This is a genomic window from Rhizobium sp. PK7-22 (assembly GCF_056530405.1).
On sequence record NZ_CP096514.1, the window covers coordinates 3,726,157 to 3,746,890 of the forward strand.

Sequence of the window (20,734 nt, forward strand, 5' to 3'; positions counted from 1 at the left end):
GATGGACGGCAACAGGAAGCTGGAAGGACGCCACGCACTGGTGACCGGTGCCGGCAGCGGCATCGGCTCGGCCATCGCGGTGGCGCTCGCTGCGGCCGGCGCCCACGTCACGCTGGCCGGTCGTCGTGCGACGCCGCTGGAAGCACTGGCGGCGCAGATCGGTCCCTCGGCGCAGACTGCCGCCGGCTTCGACGTGACTGACGCGACGGCCATCAACGACGGCATAGCCAATGCCCGCGCCGCCTTCGGCCCGATCGACATCCTCGTCAACAATGCCGGCGAGGCCCCGACAGCACCCTTCGAGAAGACCTCGCTCGAGGTCTGGAACCACGTGCTTGCGGTGGATCTGACCGGCGTCTTCCTGGTCACCCAGGCCGCCCTTGCCGATCTGAAGGCGCATGGGCCCGGTGCGCGCATCATCAATGTCGCCTCCACCGCCGGCCTCACCGGCTATGCCTATGTTTCGGCATACACTGCCGCAAAGCACGGCGTCATCGGCCTGACGCGGTCGCTGGCGCTGGAACTGGTCAAGTCCGGCATCACCGTCAACGCCGTCTGCCCCGGGTTCACCGACACGCCGATGATTGCGCAAGCGATCAAGACGATCATGACGAAGACCGGACGCAGCCACGAGGAGGCGGCCTCCGCCTTCACCAGAAACAATCCGCAGGGGCGGCTGATCACGCCGGAGGAAGTGGCAGATGCCGTTCTCTGGCTGGCGTCACCCGGCGCGGGCTCGATCAACGGCCAGGCGATCGCTATCGCCGGCGGGGAGGTACTGGCAGGATGAGCACGGTTTCAATGGCAGGTCATCTGCGACCCTTCAAGGACTATCAGGCACGACACTTTCTCTGGGAGGTGAGCGAAGACGGCCGCGTCGCGACGATCCGGCTGAACCGTCCGGAACGCAAGAACCCGCTGACCTTTGAGAGCTACGCCGAACTGCGCGACCTCTTCCGTGATCTCGCCTATGCCTCCGACATCCGTGCCGTGGTCCTGACCGGCGCCGGCGGCAATTTCTCCTCCGGCGGCGACGTCTTCGAGATCATCGAGCCCTTGACGCAGATGGCCATGCCGGACCTCCTCGCCTTCACCCGGATGACCGGCGATCTCGTCAAGGCGATGAAGAAATGCCCGCAGCCGATCATCACGGCGATCGACGGCATCTGCGCCGGCGCCGGCGCCATCCTCGCCATGGCCTCCGACATGCGGCTTGCCACGCCCGAGGCAAAGACCGCCTTCCTCTTCACCCGCGTCGGACTGGCGGGCGCCGACATGGGCGCCTGCGGGATCCTGCCCCGCATCATCGGACAGGGCCGCGCCGCAGAACTTCTGTTCACCGGCCGCTCGATGAGCGCTGAGGAGGGCCATGCCTGGGGCTTCTACAATGCGCTGCACAGTTCTGAGATTGTCGAGGCGGAAGCCGGCAAGCTTGCCCATTCGCTGGCCGACGGACCGTGGTTCGCGCACACCATGACGAAGACCATGCTGAACCAGGAATGGGCCATGGGCATCGACGAGATGATCGAATCCGAGGCTCAGGCCCAGGCTGTCTGCATGGCCACCAAGGATTTCCGCCGCGCCTTCGAAGCCTTTGCAGAGAAGCGCAAGCCCGTCTTCGAGGGGAACTGACATGGCGGCGCAAACCCGGCTTGTCGGCCCGACCCGCGAGCATCTGGACTGGCCGTTCTTCGATGCAAGTCACCGTGCGCTCGCGGACAGGCTCGACGCCCATGCCGCCTCGGGCGCCCTCTCCGGCATCGACCACGACGATACCGATCGCGCCTGCCGCGCCCTCGTCCGGTCGCTGGGCGACGCCGGATTGCTGGACGCCGCGACCGGTGCAGGCGGAACGACGTCCATCGATTCCCGCGCCGTCTGCCTGACTCGCGAAACGCTCGCCTGGCACGATGGTCTGGCCGATTTTGCCTTCGCCATGCAGGGACTGGGGACCGGAGCCATCGGCCTTTCCGGATCCGAGACGCTGCGCCGCGCCGTACTGCCGAAGGCCCGTTCCGGCGAGTGGATTTCCGCTTTCGCCCTCTCCGAACAGGAAGCAGGCTCCGATGTCGCGGCCATGACCTGTGCGGCCCGCCGGGACGGCGATCATTACGTGCTCGACGGCGAGAAGACCTGGATTTCGAATGGCGGCATCGCCGACGTCTACACCGTCTTTGCGCGCACCGGCGAGGCACCCGGGACGCGCGGCATCTCAGCCTTCGTCGTCTATGCCGACGATCCGGGCTTCTCGATTGCCGAGCGCATCGACGTGATCGCGCCGCATCCGCTGGCGACCATCCGCTTTGACGCCTGCCGCATCCCCGCCGATCGGCTTCTCGGCGCTCCTGGCGAGGGATTCAAGATCGCCATGCGCACCCTCGACATCTTCCGCGCCTCCGTGGCGGCCGCGGCGCTCGGCTTTGCCCGCCGCGCCATGGACGAAGCCCTGGCGCATGCCAGGAGCCGTCCGATGTTCGGTGCGACGCTTTCGGACCTGCAACTCACGCAGGCAGCCTTCGGCGACATGGCGGCCGGCATCGATGCGGCGGCCCTTCTCACCTACCGCGCCGCCTGGCGGCGCGACGTCCAGGGCCTGCCGACCACCAAGGAGGCGGCCATGGCCAAGATGACGGCAACCGAAACGGCGCAAACGGTTATCGACCGCGCCGTCCAGATGTTCGGTGGCCGGGGTGTGCGACGCGGGGAGATCGTCGAAAGCCTCTACCGCGAGATCCGGGCGCTGCGGATCTACGAGGGCGCCACCGAAGTCCAGAAACTCATCATCGCGCGCGAGCTCCTGAAGGCCGCGCCTCCGGAGAAGACGCATGCATGACATCCTTCAGCCCGAAGGCTGGGCGAAGCCGATCGGCTATTCCAACGGCGTGGCGGCCCGGGGCCGGCAGATCTATGTGGGCGGCCAGATTGGCTGGAACAGCCAGTGCCAGTTCGAAACCGACGATTTCGCCGAACAGGTGCGCCAGACGCTGGAGAATGTCGTCGCCGTGCTGGCTGCCGGTGGCGCCGGCCCGGAGCATGTCACCACCATGACCTGGTACTTCACCGACAAGGCGGAGTATCTCGCCAACCTCAAGGGCATCGGCCGCGCCTACCGCGAGGTCATGGGCCGCAACTTCCCGGCGATGGCGGCCATGCAGGTGGCGGCGCTGCTCGAAGATCGGGCAAAGATCGAGATCCAGGCCATCGCCGTCGTGCCGGAGTAAACCGATGACGACAAGCGCGATCTTCTTCTCCGACAGCGTCCGCGGCGAGATCCGGCAGGACGTGCTGCTGGTGACCATCGACAATCCGCCAGTCAACGCGCTGTCACAGAATGTTCGCGCCGGCCTGGTGGCGGCACTCGATCACGCGGCCGCATCCGAAAGCCTGCGTGGCATCGTCATCACCGGAGCCGGAAAGACCTTCATCGGCGGCGCCGATATCCGGGAATTCGGCCAGCCGCCGGCTGCCCCTCTCCTGCCCGCTGTCATCGAACGGATCGCGTCATTCGACAAGCCGGTCATTGCCGCCATCCAGGGCGCGGCGCTCGGCGGCGGCCTTGAAGTGACGCTCGCCTGCCATCACCGCATCGCCTCGTCGGTCGCTCAAATGGGCCTGCCTGAAGTGAAGCTCGGCCTCGTTCCCGGCGCCGGCGGCACCCAGCGCCTGCCACGCCTCATCGGCATCCCCGCGGCCATCGACTTCATCGGCAGCGGCCGCAGCGTCAAGGCGGCGGAGGCGCTGTCGCTTGGCATCATTGATGCGGTCACAGACGGACATCCGCTGGAGGCGGCCATCACCGCCGCGCAGGACATGGCTGGTGGCCCTCTCCGCCGCACCGGTGTGCTGACGGTCCCCTCCGCCGATCCAGCCGCGATCGACAAGGCACGCTCGAAGGTCCTTGCCAGGACACGCGGCCAGCAAGCACCAGCCGAAGCCGTCAGGCTCGTGGAGATGGCAGGACGACCGCTTGCCGAAGGCCTGGCCGACGAACGGGCAACCTTCCTGCGTTTGCGCGACAGCGCCGAGGCGGCAGCCCTGCGGCATGTCTTCTTCGCCGAACGCCAGGCGTCGAAGGTCGAAGGTCTGGAAGACACCGAGCCCCGTCCGATCGCCACGATCGGCGTCGCCGGGCTCGGCCTGATGGGCAGCGGCATTGCCGTCGCAGCGCTCGCCGCCGGCTATAGCGTCATCGGCCTCGACAGGGACGAGACGGCAGCGGCACAGGGCCGCGAGCGCATCCTCGGCCTCCTGGATCGCGCCGTGGCAAGCGGCCGAATGGACCAGGACGCCCGGGACAAGCAAGCCCAGCAGTTTGCCGTGACGGCCCGCGACGAAGACCTCGCCCCTTGCGATCTCGTGATCGAGGCCGTGTTCGACGAGTTCGAGGTAAAGGTCGATCTCTTCCACCGCCTCGACCGCGTGCTGCGCGCCGACGCCATACTGGCCACCAATACCAGCTACCTGAACCCGGACGAGATTGCCGCGCGGACGCAACATCCGGAGCGCGTGCTTGGCCTGCATTTCTTCTCGCCGGCGCATGTCATGCGGCTCCTAGAAGTCGTCCGTTGCGCCAGGACGGCGCCGGACGTGCTGGCGACCGGCCTTGCGGTGGCAAAGAGGCTGCGCAAGCTCGCCATCGTCACCGGCGTTACGGAAGGCTTCATCGGCAACCGCATCTTCTCCGCCTATCGCCGCGAGGCGGAATATCTCCTGGAGGATGGCGCGCTGCCGCAGGAGATCGATGCGGTGCTGGAAGACTACGGCTTCCCCATGGGCCTGTTTGCCGTCTACGACATGGCCGGGCTGGAGATCGCCTGGGCCCGCCGCAAGCGGCAGGCCGTGACGCGCAATCCGTTGGAACGCTATGTGGAGATTGCCGACCGGCTCTGCGAGGCAGGCCGTCTCGGCCAGAAGGCCGGGCGTGGCTGGTATGCCTATCCGGACGGCAAGCGACAGGTGGCTCCACAGGTCACCGCGATCATCGAGTCATGCCGGGCAGCGAAGGGCATAACGCCGCGCCACTTCTCTGCCGCCGATATCGTCCAGCGCCTGCTGGCCGCCATGGCCAACGAAGGCCGCACGCTGCTCGAGCAAGGCATTGCCGCGCGCGAGAGCGACATCGATCTGGTGATGATCAACGGCTACGGCTTTCCGGCCCACAAGGGCGGGCCGATGTTTGCGGCGGCTCAGACGCCGAGATAGCGATCCTGCACGTCGGCGGTGAGCTCTGCCGATGTGCCCTGCCACACGCTCTTGCCGTTTTCGAGGATGACGCAGCGGTCGGCGACCGGCAGCAGCTCCGACAGCGTCTTGTCGACCACGAGGATCGACAGCCCCTCCGCCTTCAGCTTGCGGATCGCCGCCCAGATGTCCTGGCGGATGACCGGCGCCAGGCCTTCCGTCGCCTCGTCGAGGATGAGCAGGCGCGGATTGGTCATCAGCGCACGGCCGATCGCCAGCATCTGCTGTTCGCCGCCCGACAGCGACCGCGCCATCTGCGCATGCCGTTCGGCGAGACGCGGAAACAGCGTGTTGACCCGCTCCAGCGTCCAGGGTCCCGGGCGTGCAGCGGCAACCAGGTTCTCGTGGACCGTCAGATTGGGGAAGCAGCGCCGTCCTTCCGGCACGAGGCCGATACCAAGCCTGGCGACCCGGTGCGAAGGCTTGCCCTTCAGGTCGGTGCCGGCAAGCCGGACCGATCCGGCCCGTGGCGGTGTGAGATTGCAGATTGCCCGGATGGTCGTCGTCTTGCCCATGCCGTTGCGACCCATCAGCGCCACGGCCTCGCCTTCGGCAACGGTCAGATCGACGCCGAACAGGGCCTGGCTTGCACCATAGGAGGCTTCGATCTTCGAGACGTCGAGCAGCATCAGGCGTGGTCTCCCAGATAGGCCGAGCGGACGGCCGGATCGCTGCGGATCTCGTCGACGGTTCCGGTGGCGATCACCTTGCCGTAGACGAGCACGGAGATGCGGTCGGCGAGCGCAAACACCGCGTCCATGTCGTGCTCGACGAGCAGGATCGGCGCTTCCTGGCGCAGCCCGTCGAGGAAGCCTGTCAGCGCCTTGGAGCCTTCCGGTCCCATGCCGGCCATCGGTTCGTCGAGCAGGAAGGCCTTCGAGTTGAGCGCCAGGGCGATCGCGATTTCAAGCTTGCGGCGCTCCCCATGCGACAGTTCGGCCGAGGGAAGCCGGGCGCGGTCCTGCAGGCCGACGCGCTCCAGCATCGCCATGGAGGTATCGATCAGCGACGCGTCGCCCATCACCGGCTTGAAGAAGCGGAAGCTCGATCCCTGCCGTGCCTGCACGGCCAGCATGACATTGCGCAGGGCAGAGAATTCCGGCGCCAGCGAAGACACCTGGAAGGTTCGTCCCAGCCCCAGCCGCGAGCGCTCGGCAACGCCGAGGTGGCCGATATCCTGGCCGGCAAAGCGGATGGTGCCGGAATCCTGGCGGAGCGTGCCGCAGATCTGGTGGATCAGCGTCGACTTGCCGGCGCCGTTGGGGCCGATCAGAGCATGGATCTCGCCGGGCCGAAGATCGAGAGAGACGTCATCCGTCGCCCGCAGCGCGCCGAAGGATTTTGCAAGGTTGGACAGTTCCAGGACGGGCTCAGCCATGACGTGCCTTTCCGGCCAGAAGCCCGAGCAGCCCGCCGCGCGCAAAGAGCACCGTGCCGAGCAGGATCAGGCCGAGGAAGAACTGCCAGCGTTCCGTCAGCCCGCCCAGCACATACTCGAAGATGACGAAGAGCGCGGCACCCGCCAAGGGCCCGAACAACCGCCCCGTACCGCCTAGAATGATCAGCACGATCAGTTCGCCGGACATGTGCCAGGACAGCATGGAGGGGCTGACGAAGCGGTTGAGATCCGCAAACAGGGCACCCGCAAGTCCGGTCATCGCGGCGGACAGCGCAAAGGCGGTCAAGCGGATCCGGTAGGGCGCGATCCCGACGGTAGCGACCCGCACCTCGTTCTGCCGCGCCGCCTGCAGTGCCGAACCGAAGCGCGAACTGCGGATCAGCACGAAGAGGCCGAGCGCCACCATCAGCGCCACGTAGCAGATCAGGAAGAAGTTCACGGGCCGCATCGTGTTGATGCCCGGGAACTGGTTGCGCACCAGGATCGACAGCCCGTCCTCACCGCCATAGGCCGGCCAGGAGATGGCGAAATAATAGACCATCTGCGCAAAGGCGAGCGTGATCATGATGAAGTAGACGCCGGATGTCCGCAGGCTGATGGCGCCGATCAGCAGCCCCACCAGGCCGGCGGCAACCATGGCCACCAGCCAGATCACCGGCATCTGGTTCGTGCCCGACAGCCCGAAGAAGAGGGGATCGCCGGAGAAGCCGTGCGTGGCAAGGATGCCGGCGGCATAGCCGCCGATCCCGAAGAAGGCCGCATGCCCGAAGGACACGAGCCCGCCAAGCCCGAGCGCCAGATTGAGGCCGGTGGCCGCAAGCGCCAGAATGGCGACGCGGGTGGCGAGCGTCACATAGAAGGGCTGGCCATAGGCATTGGCGGCCAGCGGCGCGGCCAGCAACAGCACGGCCAGCAGGATGTTGATAAGGCTTTCGCGGCTCAGCATGGCGGCGGCCTCACGCATGCGCCGCGGGGAAAAGCCCGCGCGGCTTGACGGCCAGGATCAGCGCCATCATCACATAGATCAGCATGGACGCCGCGGCGGCACCGATCATGCCGGCCTGTGACGGCGGCACGAAAAGGGAGAAGAGCTGTGGCAGCAGCAGGCGTCCCATCGTGTCGACCACGCCGACCAGCAGAGCGCCGAGAAGTGCGCCCTTGATGGAGCCGATGCCGCCGATGACGATCACCACGAAGGCAAGGATGAGAACCGGCTCCCCCATGCCCACCTGCACCGACTGCAGCGCGCCGACCATGGCGCCCGCAAGCCCCGCTAGGGCTGCACCAAGGGCAAAGACGACGGTATAAAGCGTGCGGATGTCGACGCCGAGCGCACCGATCATCTCGCGGTCGCTCTCGCCGGCGCGGATGCGCATGCCAAGCCGCGTCTTGCCGATCAGCAGGTAGAGGCCGAGCGCCACCAGGGCGCCTGCGGCAATGATCGCCAGCCGATAGACGGGATATTGCGCACCGCCGGGAAGCGCCACCGCGCCCTGCAGCAGCGGCGGAATGTCGAGATAGAGCGGAAAGGATCCGAACATCCAGCGCGTCCCTTCCGAGAAGATCAGGATCAGCGCGAAGGTCGCCAGCACCTGGTCCAGATGCTCCCGATCGTAAAGCCTGCGGATGACGAGGAGCTCGATGATGGCTCCCGCCGCCGCCGCGCAGGCGAGGCTGGCGACGAGACCGAGCCAGAAGGACCCCGTCGCTGCCGCCACTGCCGCGCAGGCGAAGGCGCCCACCATGTAGAGAGAACCGTGTGCCAGATTGATCAGGCCCATGACGCCGAAGATCAGCGTCAGCCCGGCAGCCATGAGAAACAACATGACGCCGAGCTGAAGGCCATTGAGCAACTGCTCAAGAGCAAGTGCGAATGTCACTGACTGGCCTTACATCTTGCAGTCTTTGGCATAGGCGTCTTCGTGATCGTCGAAGATCTTCTCGACGGTCTTGTTGGTGAGAACGCCATCCGCACCCTTCACCACTTCCGTCAGGTAGATGTCCTGGATCGGATGCTGGTTGGTGTTGAACTTGAAGTCGCCGCGCGGCGACTGGATGTCTGCCTTGAGAAGCTCTGCGCGGAACGCTTCGGTGTCCTTGACGTCGGCCTTGGCAGCCGCCGAGAGGATCAGCTGCGCCGCATCATAGGCCTGGACGGCATAGATGGACGGCAGGCGGCCGTATTCGGTCTGGAAGTCGGCAAGGAATTTCTTGCTGACATCGGTATCGAAATCCGGAGCCCATTGGCCGGAGGCCTTGGCGCCGAGCGCTGCGTCGCCGATGGCGGGAAGCACGTCCTGGCTGAAGGAGAAGCCGGGACCCATGACAGGGATCTCGACGCCCGACTGTGCGTACTGCTTCATGAAGGCGATGCCCATGCCACCCGGCAGGAAGGCGAAGACGGCGTCTGCGCCGGATGCGCGGATCTGGGCGATCTCGGCGGCATAGTCGGTCTGGCCGACCTGCGTGTAGACTTCCGAGGCCAGTTCACCCTTGTAGTAGCGCTTGAAGCCGGTCAGCGAATCCTTGCCGGCCGGATAGTTCGGCGCCATGATGAAGATCTTCTTGTAGTCCTTGTTGGCGTATTCGCCCATGGCCTCGTGAAGATTGTCGTTCTGGTAGGCCGCATTGAAATAGAGCGGGTTGCAGTTGGCGCCGGCAAGGGCGGCGGGTGCCGCATTGGTGGACACGTAGAACTTGCCCTGGGCCACCGCGCTTGGGGCAACGGCCATCAGCAGGTTGGACCAGACGATGCCCGTCAGGATGTCTACCTGATCGCTCTGGATCATCTTGTCGGCGATCTGGACGGCCAGTTCCGGCTTCTGTCCGTCGTCTTCGGTGATGACTTCGATCTCGCTGTTGCTGGCCTGCTTGATGGCCAGCATGAAGCCGTCACGGGTATCGATGCCGAGGCCGGCACCGCCGCCCGACAGGGTGGTGATCATGCCGATCTTGACGGGTTCGGCCAAGGCGAGGCCGGAAACGCTCATGCTAAGCGCAAGCGTGGCTGCGGAAACCAGTGTCTTCATTTTTTGAACTCCCAGTTGTTCTTGTCGTCCCAGTCCAGGCACGGACCCCTTGATCTCGCAGCCGGATATCCGGGTCGGCTTTAGAGCCGACCGCTATTGGCGATACCTTCCATACTTGCAAAAGAACGTCCACTGCCGAAGCGGTGCGCTTGCGGCTTTTCCCGCCGTCCGCCGCCTCATGCCGCCCTCGCCTGCTTCAGGCGAAAGCGCTGGATCTTGCCGGATTCCGTTTTCGGAAGCGTATCGGCAAAGACGATGGACCGTGGATATTTGTAAGGAGCGATGATGCTCTTGACGTGCTCCTGGAGGAGCTTGGCCATGGCGTCGCAGGCCTCAATGCCGTCCACCAGAACCACATGCGCTTCCACGATATGGCCGCGTTCGGTGTCCGGCACGCCGATGACCGCGCATTCCGCCACCGCCTCGTGTTTCAGCAGTGCCGCCTCCACCTCAGGCCCGGCGATATTGTAACCGGCGGAAACGATCATGTCGTCGCAGCGCGCCGCGAAATGGAAATAGCCGTCCTCGTCGCGGATGAAGGAATCTCCCGTCAGGTTCCAGCCGTCGCGGACATAGTCTCCCTGGCGATCGTCGGCGAGATAGCGACAACCGATCGGCCCCTTCACGGCAAGCTTGCCCACCGTCCCGGGTGCCACTTCGCGCATGTCGTCGTCGACGACGATGGCCTCATAGCCGGCCAGCGGCTTGCCTGTGCAGGCTGCCCTGGAGTCATCAAGCCGGTTGGAGATGAAGATGTGCAGCATCTCTGTCGAGCCGATGCCGTCGACGATCGGCTTGCCGGTCTTGCGCACCCATTCGTCGTAGACGGGTGCCGGCAGGGTTTCCCCGGCGGAGACGGCGACGCGGAGCGACGAGAGATCGGCGCCCTTGTCCATCGCCGCCAGCATGGCGCGATAGGCGGTCGGCGCGGTGAAGCAGATGGTTGCCTTGTAGGTCTCGATGATCTCGATCATCTTCGCCGGCGTCGCCTGCTCCAAAAGTGTCGCCGCAGCCCCGAAGCGCAGCGGAAAGACGGCAAGCCCGCCGAGCCCGAAGGTGAAGGCGAGCGGCGGCGACCCGACGAAAACGTCGTCTGGCGTCACATTGAGCACTTCCTTTGCATAGGCATCGGCAATGATCAGGATGTCGCGGTGGAAGTGCATGGTCGCCTTCGGCACGCCCGTCGAACCCGAGGTGAAGCCGAGCAGCGCGACATCGTCGCGGCCGGTCTTCACGGCCTCGAACTTTACCGGCTTGTCCAGCGCCGCGCGGTCCAGCTCGGCATCGTGATTGGCGGTACCGTCGAATCCGATCACCTGCGTCAGGAACCGGCTTTCCTTGGCGACGGCCACCAGTTCGTCCATCAGGCGCGTGTCGCACAGCGCCATCGTCACTTCCGCCTTGTCGACCACCTTGGCGATTTCACCGACACGCAGCATCGGCATGGTGTTGACGACTACGGCGCCTGCCTTCGTCGCCGCCAGCCAGCAGGCAACCATGGCCGGATTGTTGGCGGAGCGGATCAGCACCCGGTTGCCGGGCTTCAGTCCGTAGTCTTCCGTCAGCGCCCGGGCAATGCGGTTCGTCCAGTCGGAGAGTTCCTTGTAGGTGCGACGCCGGCCGTTGCCGATCAGGGCCGTCTGGTCGCCGAAGCCGCGCTCGACCATGCGGTCGGTAAGCTCCACGGCGCAGTTCAGCCATTCCGGATAATCGAAGCCGTCGAGACGGATCTCCGGCCACTGATCCGACGGCGGAAGATTGTCGCGGGCAAACGTATCCAGGTGGCCTGTCGGTCCCAGTTTCATCGTCGAGTTCCCATGCGTTCTTCTGGTCCGACGCCCGGATGTTTCCGGTGCGGCGGCCGCGGCATTTTTGCCTTTCCACCAGAAAAGCACCGCTCCCGCCCGCTGGCAAGAGAGAAGTTTTAAGTTTGTAATAATTTTGGTCTCGCCCGATCACTGGCCTCTTCCGCCTCAAGCGGGCAGGTGCCAATATGGGCGACACAGCAAGCCGCACGATGAGGACCACATGCGCCACCGCATCACCGACTGGGACGACGCCTACGCCAACGGTCCGAACATTGCTGGCGGCGAGCGCTGGCCCGGGCTCTGGATCGAGCCGGCGCGGACCTATCGGCAGGCCATGCTGGAGGCGGGCCATACAAGGCTCGACATCCCCTACGGCGAGGCAGAGCGCAACAAGCTGGACCTGTTCCTGCCGAACGGGAAGCCGCGCGGACTGGTCGTCTTCGTCCATGGCGGCTTCTGGCTGCGGCTCGACAGGTCCTACTGGTCCCACCTCGCCCGCGGCCCGATCGACGCAGGTTTTGCCGTCGCCATGCCCTCCTACACGCTCTGCCCGGACATCCGGATTTCCGGCATCACCGCCGAGGTGGGCGCCGCCATCGAAAAGGCGGCGGAACTGGTCGCGGGGCCGATCCGGCTGATCGGACATTCCGCGGGCGGGCATCTGGTGACGCGGATGATCACCACCACGTCTCCACTCCCGCAAGAGGTGCAAGCCCGCGTCGTCCACACGGTTTCACTCTCGGGTGTCCACGATCTGCGGCCCCTGATGCACACGGCCATGAACGCCCAGCTCAACATCGACCGCCAGGAAGCCTGGCGGGAAAGCCCGGCGCTGCTGGAACCGATGCCCGGTGCAAGACTCACCTGCTGGGTCGGAGCAACGGAAAGATCGGAATTTCTGCGACAGAACGCCCTGCTCGCCAACCTGTGGAAAGGCCTCGGCGCCGAGACGGAGGCGGTGGAAGAGCCTGACAGGCATCACTTCAACGTCCTCGACGGGTTGGCCGACCCGAACCACCCGCTGACGCAGACGCTGCTGACCTAGGCGAGGTCGAGGGCATCCTTCAGCCGCGTGACATCACGGACCTGCAGATCCAGATCGGCCTCGATATGGTCGATGTGGTGCAGCATCAGGTCTCGCGCCCTTTCCCCATCACCTGCCTCCAGGGCCGCAAGGACAGCCATGTGCTCATTATGGCCGCAGCTCGAAATACCCGACCGCCCATAGAGGGCGATGACCAGTGAGGAACGGGCGATGAGCTCCTCCATGAACTTTTCCAGGATCGCATTGCCTGCCATCGAGGCGAGCAGTAGGTGAAAATCCCCGGACGCCTTGATCTCCGCGCGACGCGCTGTCGGGCCGCGTTCGTTGAGGTAGCGGCTCTCTTCCTCCAGCTGGTGCCTCAGGATCGCGATCTTGTCGGGATCGAGACGCTCGAGCGCCGACATCACCACACCCGGCTCGATCAGCCGGCGTGAGGCAAACACCTGGCGCGCCTCCTCCGGTGTCGGATTGGAGACAAAGGCGCCGCGGTTGCGCTCCAGACGCACCAGACCTTCGAACGACAGCATCTGCAGCCCCGCCCGTGCAACCGTCCGGCTGACGTCGAACAGGGCCCCCACCTCGCTCTCCGTAAGCTTGGTCCCGGGCGTCAGCCGGCGGTCGACGATGGCATTGCGCAAGGCGTCGCGGATCGTGAGAGCACGATCTTCTGTAGCGGACTCGGATGGAGAGATGTCTTCTTTGATGTTCATGGACTGCTTCCGGATCACACACTTCTACCGTTACCCATCGCCCATGCCAAGCGCTCACAAACCTACATCATGATTGCATACAATTTAGTCACGCCAGTGACAGCAATCGCTTCCGGTTTATGCAGGCTGGCCGAAACTCCGGGCGTCGACTGCGGAGCAGGAGCGAAAATCTGCGTCCACGGCAGGCAAAGCGAAACTGGCACGAACCCTGCATGATTAGGTCAGCAGGGGTGACAGTGATGAACAAAGCATCTGAGATAGACATTGCTTCGGTGACCAAGCTCTACGGCACGACGACCGCCGTGGAAGCCATCAGCATCAAGATCCCGGGCGGGACATACTGCTGCCTGCTCGGCCCCTCCGGATGCGGCAAGACATCGACGCTTCGCATGATCGCGGGCCACGAGACGATCACCAGCGGCGACATCCGGCTCGGCAACACCGTCGTGACCGACCTACCGCCGGCGCGCCGCGGCACCGCGATGATGTTCCAGTCCTATGCGCTGTTCCCGCACCTCGACCTCGTCGACAACGTCGCCTTCAGCCTCAAGATGAAGGGCGTCGCCAAGGACGAGCGGCGGGCGAAAGCGATGAAGATGCTGGAGCTCATGGAGTTGCAGGCCTATGCGACGCGAAAGCCGGCACAGCTCTCCGGCGGCCAGCAGCAGCGCGTGGCGCTGGCCCGGGCCCTGATCACCAACCCGCAGGCGCTCCTCCTCGACGAGCCGCTTTCGGCGCTGGATCCGTTTCTCAAAGTCCGCATGCGCGCAGAGCTGAAGAAGCTGCAGGCTTCTCTCGGCATCACCTTCGTACATGTGACCCACAGCCAGGAGGAGGCCATGGCGCTCGCCGATGTGATCGTCGTCATGAACGACGGGCGCATCGAGCAGGCCGCCGCACCGCGCCAGGTCTTCGAACGTCCGGCCACCTCTTTCGTGGCGCGCTTCATGGGCAACCATAACGTCATCTCCGGCCGCATCGAGGACCATCGCGACGGCATCATGACGCTCGTGGTTTCGCAAGGCGGCCGGTTCATTGCTGCGGATGCAACAGAACAACTCGGCGAAACCGCCGACCTCGCGATTCGAACCGACCGAGTGCGCATCGGGATGGCAGCCAAGGAAGGGCTTGGCTTCACTGGCACGGTCACCAACATCGAATACCGAGGCGCCTCGGTGAAGATTTCCGTGGCCGGTGCAGGCATCGAGGATTTCACCGCCATCCTCAGCGACAGCGAATTCTTCGCCACCCCCGTCAGGATCGGCGATGCCCTGCATCTCTACTGGAACCAGGAGGACGTTATCGTCCTCGGCCGCACCGGCAGTGAATTCCATCAATAACGAAGGCCAAAGGCTAACAGAGGAGAACTGACATGACGAAAGAAAATCAGCCGAAGGGCGTCACCCGCCGATCCCTGCTGAAGACCGGTGCGGCTGCGGCCGGCTTCGCCGCCGGCTCCGGTGCCATCACCGGCTTCCCGACCATCTGGGCCCAGAACCCGATCACGCTGCGCCAGTTCGGCACCGGCGTGTCGAACCTCAATGCGATTGCCGAGAAGTGCAAGGAAGATCTCGGCATCACGCTGGAGATGACCGCGACCGACAGCGACGCAGCCGCCCAGCGCGCCGTCACCCAGCCGAACTCCTACGACATTGCCGACATCGAATACTGGATCCTCAAGAAGGTCTATCCGGCCGGCGTCATCCAGCCGATGGAGATCAGCAAGCTTAAGTACTACGACAAGATCGTGCCGCTCTTCAAAAACGGCAAACTGACCCCCGACAGCGTCATCGCCCAGGGGACCGCGCCGCATACGGTCGGGTACGTCGAAAAGGCAGGAGACAAGACCTTTGCCAAGGGTGAGACCGACCTCTTCACCATGGTCCCGACGATCTACAACGCCGACACGCTCGGCATCCGCCCCGACCTCGTCGGCCGCGAGATCACCAGCTGGGCCGACATCATGGACCCGGCCTTCAAGGGCAAGACCTCGATCCTGAACATTCCGTCGATCGGCATCATGGATGCCGCCATGATCATGGAGGCCATGGGCAACATCAAATACGCCGACAAGGGCAACATGACCAAGGAAGAGATCGACGCGACGATCGACTTCCTGATCCAGGCCAAGAAGGATGGCCAGTTCCGCGCCTTCTGGAAGAGCTTCGACGAGTCCGTCAACCTGATGGCCTCGGGCGAAGTGATCATCCAGTCCATGTGGTCCCCGGCCGTCGCCGCCGTGCGCGGCAAGGGCATCGCCTGCAAGTACCAGCCGCTGAAGGAAGGCTATCGCTCCTGGGGCGGCGGCCTCGGTCTGGCGGCACACCTGTCCGGTGCCCACCTCGATGCAGCCTATGAATACATCAACTGGTACACCTCCGGCTGGGTCGGCGCCTACCTCAACCGCCAGGGCTACTACTCCGCCGCCATGGATACCGCCAAGGAACACATGTCCGCCGACGAATGGGGCTTCTGGGTCGAGGGCAAGCCGGCCCAGGGCGACATCGTCGCGCCCGACGGCAAGGTCATGGAAAAGGCCGGCGCCGTGCGCGATGGCGGCTCCTTCGAGGAACGCATGGGCAAGGTCGCCTGCTGGAACTCGGTCATGGACGAGGACCGCTACATGGTCCGCCGCTGGAACGAGTTCATCGCGGCTTAAGCGAAGGCTCGGCCGCCCCCCTCCCCCTTGTGGGGAGGGTTGGGGAGGGGTCTTGGACCAGGCACTCCTCCCGGCCTGCAGGCCACCCTCCCCACAAGGGGGAGGGAGACCCGCAGCCAAGCCTTCAACCCGTCTGGCGTGGGCGAAACGTCATGTTCAGCGACTGAGATAGGGAGACGATCCATGACCACAGCACAGATCGCGGACGTCGAAGAGGCAGAGGCCAGGCGCGAGATCCGGATGCCATCTTGGCTCACCTCCTATCTGCAGGCGGCGCCGCTGGCGATCATACTCTTCTGCTTCCTGCTCCTGCCGATCCTGATGATCACCGTGGTCAGCTTCTGGGACTATGATTTCGCCCAGATGTACCCGGATTTCGTCACCTTCAACTATGGCGAGACGCTCGGCTCCTGGGTCACCTGGAAGACCTATCTCAACACGCTGAAGTTCGCCTTCATGGTTTGGGCGATCACCCTCTTCGTCGGCTTCTGGGTCGCCTATTTCCTCGCCTTCCACATCCGCAGCTCCGCCATGCAGATGGTGCTCTTTCTCATCTGCACCGTGCCCTTCCTGACCTCCAACATCATCCGCATGATCTCCTGGATCCCGGTGCTCGGCCGCAACGGCCTGGTCAACACGACGCTGGTGAACAGCGGGCTGATCTCGCAGCCGGTCGAATGGCTGCTCTACTCCGATTTCGCCGTCGTGCTCGCGATGGTCCACCTCTACACGCTGTTCATGGTGACGCCGATCTTCAACACGCTGATGCGCATCGACAAGTCGCTGGTCGAGGCGGCGCGCGACGCCGGCGCCTCCGGATGGCAGACGCTGACCAACGTGATCATGCCGCTCGCCAAGCCCGGCATGGCGATCGGCACGATCTTCGTCGTCACGCTGGTGATGGCCGATTTCTCCACGGTCCAGGTCATGTCCGGCGGGCAAAGCGCATCCGTGGCGCTGATGATGAAGAACCAGATGTCGCTCCTGCAGTATCCGGCCGCTGCCGCCAATGCCGTGGTGCTCCTGGCCCTGGTTCTCCTGATGGTCGCGGGCATCCTGCGCATCGTCGACATTCGCAAGGAGCTCTAGATGCACAGAGAGAAACGCTCCCGCGAGTTCTACGCGCTGGCCATCTTCTTCGTCATTTTCGTCCTCTTCCTCTACGGGCCGCTGTCGGCCATCCTCATCCTGTCCTTCCAGGGTCCAAACGGCGGGCTGACATTCCCCCTGAACGGCGTTTCCCTCCGCTGGTTCGCCAATCTCTTCGAGACCCAGGCGGTCGGCGATTTCGGCGGTTCGTTCCGGCGTTCGCTGATGCTCGGGCTGATTGTGATGGCAACGACTGTCGTCGTGTCTCTGCTCGCAGGACTTGCCTTCCGCAGGCGCTTCATCGGTGCCACGGCACTTTTCTATCTGGCGGTGGCAAGCCTCGTCGTACCCTCGATTATCATCTCGCTCGGGATCGGCGTGCTCTTCCAGCAGGCAGGCCTGCCGCCGGCCTGGTATTCCTCCGCCTTCGGTGCCCACCTCACCTGGACGCTCCCCTTCGGCGTGCTGATCATGTTTGCCGTCTTCAACCGCTTCTCGCCGGTCTACGAGGAAGCCGCGCGCGATCTCGGGGCCTCCTCCTGGCAGGCCTTCCGCCACGTGCTGCTGCCGATCATCGCCCCCAGCCTGATCGGGGTCGGCCTTTTCGGCTTCACCCTCTCCTATGACGAGTTTGCGCGCACGCTGATGACCTCCGGAACGTACAACACCCTGCCGCTGGAGATCTATGCGATGACCACCAATGTCACCACGCCGGTGCTCTATGCGCTCGGCACGGTCACCACGGCCTTCTCCTTCCTCGTCATCGCGGCAACCCTGTTCCTCATCGTCCGCCTCAACCGGCGACGTCTCAAGGCCTGAATTGAAACTCTGATGCGCATCCTGATCGTCAACCCGAACACCACCGCCAGCATGACCCGCCGCATCGCCGCGGCGGCAGAGCGTGTGCTGGCCGCCGGCACGGAGCTCGTCGCCGTCACCTCGTCGATGGGACCGGCCTCCATAGAGGGCTACTACGACGAGGCGCTGGCCGTGCCCGGCCTGCTCCAGGCCATCCGTCAGGGAGAACGCGATGGCGCCGACGCCGCCATCATCGCCTGCTTCGACGACACGGGCCTCGACGCCGCCCGGGCCATGGCCGGCATCCCGGTGATCGGCATCTGCGAGGCAGCCGTGGCGACCGCCTCCTTCATCGCCCAGCGCTTCACCGTCGTGACGACCATGGAACGCTCCCGCCTGCCGATCGAGGCGCTGGTTCACCGCTACGGCATGGGCATGCGCGCCCGTGTGCGCGCGGCAGATATTCCGGTGCTTTCGCTGGAAGATCCTGCCTCCACGGCCCGCGAACGTCTCTGCCGGGAGATCGAGATTGCGCTGAGGGAAGACCGGGCCGAGGCGATCGTCTTGGGATGCGCCGGCATGGCCGATATGCCCCGGCAGTTGCAGCTGGAATTCGGCGTCCCGGTGATCGACGGCGTCGCGGCGGCGGTGAAGCAGGCCGAGGCACTGGTGACCCTTGGGCTTTCCACCGCCAAGCGCGGCGCCTACGCCTTCCCCGTGGAGAAGACCTACACGGGCATGCTCGCGGGCTTTCAGCCGGACGTGGCTCCTGCTGCCTGACTTTCGCCGAAGCCGCGAGGTCGTTCACCCAGCAGTGCTGCCGCCTCTCCAAGGATCTCGATCATCTTCCTCTGCGGATTGGTCGGGCGCCAGCCGGCCCTGAAGGTCAGCCCGATGGGCCTGACCAGGTCGTCGGTATCGAAGGGGAGCTGCCGCAGAAGCCCACGGTCGCATTCGGTGCGCGCCTGGACATGCGAGATACAGCAGAGATGATCGCTTTCCAGAAGCAGCCCACGCATCAGTAACAGTGATCCGGACTCGATCAGGCACCGGGGCGGCTGTCTTCCGGCAGAGGAAAAGATCGTCTCGAACTGCGCCCGCGTCGGCGTGCCGCTGTGCGGCACGACCCAGGGGTAGGCGAGGAGATCCTCGACGGAGATGACCGATTGCGCCGTCAGCGGATGATCGGGCCGCGACAGGAGCGCCAGCCGGTCGTCAAACAGGGCCTCCTGCACGATGTCGTGGATCGGCGCCGGCTCCCGCAATGCGCCGACCAGGATGTCGAGACTGCCTCGACGTAGTTCGCTTAGCATGCCGGGATAGGGACCATCCACCACCCGCACCGCCATCTCCCTGTACTGTTGCCGGAACCGGACGAGCGCCGTCGGCAACAGAACCGAGCGCGCCAGGGGCATGGCACCGATCACGATCGACCCCGCCTCGCCGCCGTCGAACTCCGCCAGTTCCGCGTCCGCCTGATCGAGCTCGTAGATCGCCAGCCGGGCGGCCTGCGTCAGCGCCTGGCAGAGACGCGTCGGCAGGATGCCGAAGGCCGTGCGTTCGAAAAGGCTGCGGGCCGCCTCCTGTTCGATCTGCGTGACGGCGCGGTGGACGGTCGGTTGCGCCAGCCCCAGCTGTCGGGCGGCGAGCGTGAAGTTCTCGGTCTCGCTGACGGCCACCAGGGCCTGGAGCTGCGCGTAGGTGAGCGAGATCCGCAACCACGGCGAGATGGTCGCCAGCACCGGGTCGAGCAACCCGAATGCGCTCTCCACCCGCCGCAACAGGATGTCCCCCCGCGGCTTCAGAAAGAACCCGTTGCGGCTGCGCTCGAACAGCGCCCCGCCGGTCTCGGCCTCCAGCTTGTTGAGCGCCTGCGTCACGGCAGGCTGTGAGACGTGCCATCGCTCCGACGCCTGTGTCACGGACTTCAGCTCCGCCACCGCCACGAAAAGCCTGAGATGCCGCAGGTTCCGCGAGATCATAGCTTGCCCAAGATCAGATCTGCGCGCGTCGCCAGATCATCCTCGCCGGGCTCCAGATCGAGGTCCGAAACCATTCGCTGCCATTCGACCGTTCCGCGGCTCATCCAGTCGGGTATCCCCAGCTCCTGCAGGGTGACGCAGACCTCCTCCATCTCGGCGGCCCGCCGCGCGCCATGCACCATCATCCGCTCCAGGTTGTAGGCGCCGCAGGCGCGCCAGTCGATGCCGGGGTCGGACGCCTGGAGCGAGGCCAGCACCGCCTCCTCGACACCCGCCCGCCGCGCGCCCAGCAGACACTCCGCCGTCAGCGCCTCCAGGCCCTTGATCATCACCGAGCGAAGCATCTTGACGCTGGAGGCGTCGCCGACCTTCCCGCCGGTGATCGTCGGACGCATCTCCAACTGCTCGAGCAGCTCCGCAGCTTCCTGCGCATGCGGGCCGGCCAGCAGGAGAGGCACCTGATGACGCTTCGGATAGACCGGCGCCATGACCGCAACGTCCACGTACTTTCCGCCCGCCGCCTCGATGACGAGAGCCGCCCTCTCCTTGGTCTGGGGCGCACAGGAATTGCAGTCCAGCCAGAGCACTCCCTGTTCCAGATAGGGCGCCGCAGTCCGCGCCGCCTCCAGGGCCTGATCGGCCGTCACGAGGCAGAAGATCAGCCTAGCGCCCTCGAGCGCCTGCCCCAGTCTCTCCACGGCGTCGATCCCGGCATCGGTGCAACGGTCCCGCACTGCCCGCCCCTCGTCACCGGCTTCAGCCAGGGCGATGTCATAAGCGCGGACCGTTCCGCGCCAGGTCTTCGACCAGCCGGAGGCGATTGCATGACCCGCCTCTCCGAAGCCCATGAAGACGATATTCGAAAGGTAATCCTCGTTGCCGTCAGCCATATCTGCACCTCCTCCGGGGCGGTAAATGTCGCAGATGTCACCCGTCACTTCCACGTACTATAGCTAAATCTTATGGCATGAGGC

Annotated in this window: 20 protein-coding genes; 11 read left to right on the top strand and 9 right to left on the bottom strand. The window is 65.0% G+C overall.

Annotated features, from left to right (window positions below; translation table 11 throughout):
* The first annotated feature begins 1 nt into the window (after position 1).
* Genes M1E10_RS23045 through M1E10_RS23065 form a run of 5 tightly spaced genes read left to right on the top strand, consistent with a single transcriptional unit; the run spans position 2 to position 5,202 of the window.
* Positions 2-790: an SDR family NAD(P)-dependent oxidoreductase gene (locus M1E10_RS23045; RefSeq protein ID WP_499175114.1), complete on the top strand. Its 789-nt coding sequence runs from the start codon at positions 2-4 to the stop codon at positions 788-790.
* Positions 787-1,632, top strand: coding sequence for an enoyl-CoA hydratase family protein (locus M1E10_RS23050; RefSeq protein WP_499175115.1), 846 nt, complete (start codon positions 787-789; stop codon positions 1,630-1,632). The genes M1E10_RS23045 and M1E10_RS23050 overlap by 4 nt, the downstream gene beginning before the upstream one ends.
* A gap of 1 nt (position 1,633) precedes the next feature.
* Positions 1,634-2,833, top strand: coding sequence for an acyl-CoA dehydrogenase family protein (locus M1E10_RS23055; protein WP_499175116.1), 1,200 nt, complete (start codon positions 1,634-1,636; stop codon positions 2,831-2,833).
* Positions 2,826-3,221, top strand: a complete 396-nt coding sequence (locus tag M1E10_RS23060) for a RidA family protein (RefSeq protein ID WP_499175117.1) — start codon at positions 2,826-2,828, stop codon at positions 3,219-3,221. The genes M1E10_RS23055 and M1E10_RS23060 overlap by 8 nt, the downstream gene beginning before the upstream one ends.
* A gap of 4 nt (positions 3,222-3,225) precedes the next feature.
* On the top strand, positions 3,226-5,202 hold the full coding sequence (locus M1E10_RS23065; RefSeq protein WP_499175118.1) for a fatty acid beta-oxidation multifunctional protein: 1,977 nt from the start codon (positions 3,226-3,228) through the stop codon (positions 5,200-5,202).
* On the opposite strand, the gene M1E10_RS23070 is transcribed toward M1E10_RS23065, so the two are convergent.
* The 6 genes from M1E10_RS23070 to M1E10_RS23095 form a co-directional block, all read right to left on the bottom strand.
* Entirely contained in the window at positions 5,187-5,873 is a 687-nt protein-coding gene (locus M1E10_RS23070) for an ABC transporter ATP-binding protein (protein ID WP_499177282.1), read from the bottom strand. The genes M1E10_RS23065 and M1E10_RS23070 overlap by 16 nt on opposite strands.
* Positions 5,870-6,619: an ABC transporter ATP-binding protein gene (locus M1E10_RS23075; RefSeq protein ID WP_499175119.1), complete on the bottom strand. Its 750-nt coding sequence runs from the start codon at positions 6,617-6,619 to the stop codon at positions 5,870-5,872. The genes M1E10_RS23070 and M1E10_RS23075 overlap by 4 nt, the downstream gene beginning before the upstream one ends.
* Positions 6,612-7,586, bottom strand: coding sequence for a branched-chain amino acid ABC transporter permease (locus M1E10_RS23080; protein WP_499175120.1), 975 nt, complete (start codon positions 7,584-7,586; stop codon positions 6,612-6,614). The genes M1E10_RS23075 and M1E10_RS23080 overlap by 8 nt, the downstream gene beginning before the upstream one ends.
* A 10-nt stretch (positions 7,587-7,596) precedes the next feature.
* Complete coding sequence (locus M1E10_RS23085; protein WP_499177283.1) at positions 7,597-8,466, bottom strand: branched-chain amino acid ABC transporter permease; 870 nt, start codon at positions 8,464-8,466, stop codon at positions 7,597-7,599.
* A 63-nt stretch (positions 8,467-8,529) separates the two neighbouring features.
* Entirely contained in the window at positions 8,530-9,669 is a 1,140-nt protein-coding gene (locus tag M1E10_RS23090) for an ABC transporter substrate-binding protein (RefSeq protein ID WP_499175121.1), read from the bottom strand.
* Between the two features lie 176 nt (positions 9,670-9,845).
* Positions 9,846-11,474: an acyl-CoA synthetase family protein gene (locus M1E10_RS23095; protein ID WP_499175122.1), complete on the bottom strand. Its 1,629-nt coding sequence runs from the start codon at positions 11,472-11,474 to the stop codon at positions 9,846-9,848.
* Between the two features lie 223 nt (positions 11,475-11,697).
* Here M1E10_RS23095 and M1E10_RS23100 point away from each other — a divergent pair, with 223 nt between their 5' ends.
* Complete coding sequence (locus tag M1E10_RS23100; RefSeq protein ID WP_499175123.1) at positions 11,698-12,522, top strand: alpha/beta hydrolase; 825 nt, start codon at positions 11,698-11,700, stop codon at positions 12,520-12,522.
* Here the strand turns inward: M1E10_RS23100 and M1E10_RS23105 are convergent.
* Entirely contained in the window at positions 12,519-13,232 is a 714-nt protein-coding gene (locus tag M1E10_RS23105) for a GntR family transcriptional regulator (RefSeq protein WP_499175124.1), read from the bottom strand. The two genes, M1E10_RS23100 and M1E10_RS23105, sit on opposite strands and share 4 nt — an antisense overlap.
* A 239-nt stretch (positions 13,233-13,471) precedes the next feature.
* On the opposite strand from M1E10_RS23105, the gene M1E10_RS23110 reads away from it, so the two are divergent.
* From M1E10_RS23110 to M1E10_RS23130, 5 genes are all read left to right on the top strand, one after another.
* Positions 13,472-14,572, top strand: a complete 1,101-nt coding sequence (locus M1E10_RS23110; protein ID WP_499175125.1) for an ABC transporter ATP-binding protein — start codon at positions 13,472-13,474, stop codon at positions 14,570-14,572.
* Positions 14,573-14,604: 32 nt separating this feature from the next.
* Positions 14,605-15,891 carry an ABC transporter substrate-binding protein gene (locus tag M1E10_RS23115; RefSeq protein WP_499175126.1) on the top strand — a complete coding sequence of 429 codons (1,287 nt, stop codon included), beginning with the start codon at positions 14,605-14,607 and terminating at the stop codon, positions 15,889-15,891.
* 240 nt (positions 15,892-16,131) lie between these two features.
* Positions 16,132-16,980, top strand: coding sequence for an ABC transporter permease (locus M1E10_RS23120; RefSeq protein ID WP_499177284.1), 849 nt, complete (start codon positions 16,132-16,134; stop codon positions 16,978-16,980).
* Positions 16,981-17,799 (top strand): ABC transporter permease, encoded by an 819-nt coding sequence (locus M1E10_RS23125; protein ID WP_499175127.1) that lies wholly within the window; start codon positions 16,981-16,983, stop codon positions 17,797-17,799. It begins immediately after the preceding gene.
* A gap of 12 nt (positions 17,800-17,811) precedes the next feature.
* Positions 17,812-18,558: an aspartate/glutamate racemase family protein gene (locus tag M1E10_RS23130; RefSeq protein ID WP_499175128.1), complete on the top strand. Its 747-nt coding sequence runs from the start codon at positions 17,812-17,814 to the stop codon at positions 18,556-18,558.
* On the opposite strand, the gene M1E10_RS23135 is transcribed toward M1E10_RS23130, so the two are convergent.
* Both M1E10_RS23135 and M1E10_RS23140 read right to left on the bottom strand, forming a co-directional pair.
* A complete protein-coding gene (locus M1E10_RS23135; RefSeq protein ID WP_499175129.1) occupies positions 18,531-19,760 on the bottom strand; it encodes a LysR family transcriptional regulator in 1,230 nt (409 codons plus the stop codon). The genes M1E10_RS23130 and M1E10_RS23135 overlap by 28 nt on opposite strands.
* On the bottom strand, positions 19,757-20,650 hold the full coding sequence (locus M1E10_RS23140) for an NAD(P)-dependent oxidoreductase (protein ID WP_499175130.1): 894 nt from the start codon (positions 20,648-20,650) through the stop codon (positions 19,757-19,759). Before M1E10_RS23140 ends, M1E10_RS23135 begins: the two co-directional genes overlap by 4 nt.
* Positions 20,651-20,734 lie beyond the last annotated feature (84 nt).

Coding starts and splice junctions, on each gene's coding strand:
- M1E10_RS23045 (WP_499175114.1), top strand. CDS start 2: ATGGACGGCAACAGGAAGCTGGAAGGACGCCACGCACTGGTGACCGGT.
- M1E10_RS23050 (WP_499175115.1), top strand. CDS start 787: ATGAGCACGGTTTCAATGGCAGGTCATCTGCGACCCTTCAAGGACTAT.
- M1E10_RS23055 (WP_499175116.1), top strand. CDS start 1,634: ATGGCGGCGCAAACCCGGCTTGTCGGCCCGACCCGCGAGCATCTGGAC.
- M1E10_RS23060 (WP_499175117.1), top strand. CDS start 2,826: ATGCATGACATCCTTCAGCCCGAAGGCTGGGCGAAGCCGATCGGCTAT.
- M1E10_RS23065 (WP_499175118.1), top strand. CDS start 3,226: ATGACGACAAGCGCGATCTTCTTCTCCGACAGCGTCCGCGGCGAGATC.
- M1E10_RS23075 (WP_499175119.1), bottom strand. CDS start 6,619: ATGGCTGAGCCCGTCCTGGAACTGTCCAACCTTGCAAAATCCTTCGGC.
- M1E10_RS23080 (WP_499175120.1), bottom strand. CDS start 7,586: ATGCTGAGCCGCGAAAGCCTTATCAACATCCTGCTGGCCGTGCTGTTG.
- M1E10_RS23085 (WP_499177283.1), bottom strand. CDS start 8,466: ATGTTGTTTCTCATGGCTGCCGGGCTGACGCTGATCTTCGGCGTCATG.
- M1E10_RS23090 (WP_499175121.1), bottom strand. CDS start 9,669: ATGAAGACACTGGTTTCCGCAGCCACGCTTGCGCTTAGCATGAGCGTT.
- M1E10_RS23095 (WP_499175122.1), bottom strand. CDS start 11,474: ATGAAACTGGGACCGACAGGCCACCTGGATACGTTTGCCCGCGACAAT.
- M1E10_RS23100 (WP_499175123.1), top strand. CDS start 11,698: ATGCGCCACCGCATCACCGACTGGGACGACGCCTACGCCAACGGTCCG.
- M1E10_RS23105 (WP_499175124.1), bottom strand. CDS start 13,232: ATGAACATCAAAGAAGACATCTCTCCATCCGAGTCCGCTACAGAAGAT.
- M1E10_RS23110 (WP_499175125.1), top strand. CDS start 13,472: ATGAACAAAGCATCTGAGATAGACATTGCTTCGGTGACCAAGCTCTAC.
- M1E10_RS23115 (WP_499175126.1), top strand. CDS start 14,605: ATGACGAAAGAAAATCAGCCGAAGGGCGTCACCCGCCGATCCCTGCTG.
- M1E10_RS23120 (WP_499177284.1), top strand. CDS start 16,132: ATGCCATCTTGGCTCACCTCCTATCTGCAGGCGGCGCCGCTGGCGATC.
- M1E10_RS23125 (WP_499175127.1), top strand. CDS start 16,981: ATGCACAGAGAGAAACGCTCCCGCGAGTTCTACGCGCTGGCCATCTTC.
- M1E10_RS23130 (WP_499175128.1), top strand. CDS start 17,812: ATGCGCATCCTGATCGTCAACCCGAACACCACCGCCAGCATGACCCGC.
- M1E10_RS23135 (WP_499175129.1), bottom strand. CDS start 19,760: ATGATCTCGCGGAACCTGCGGCATCTCAGGCTTTTCGTGGCGGTGGCG.
- M1E10_RS23140 (WP_499175130.1), bottom strand. CDS start 20,650: ATGGCTGACGGCAACGAGGATTACCTTTCGAATATCGTCTTCATGGGC.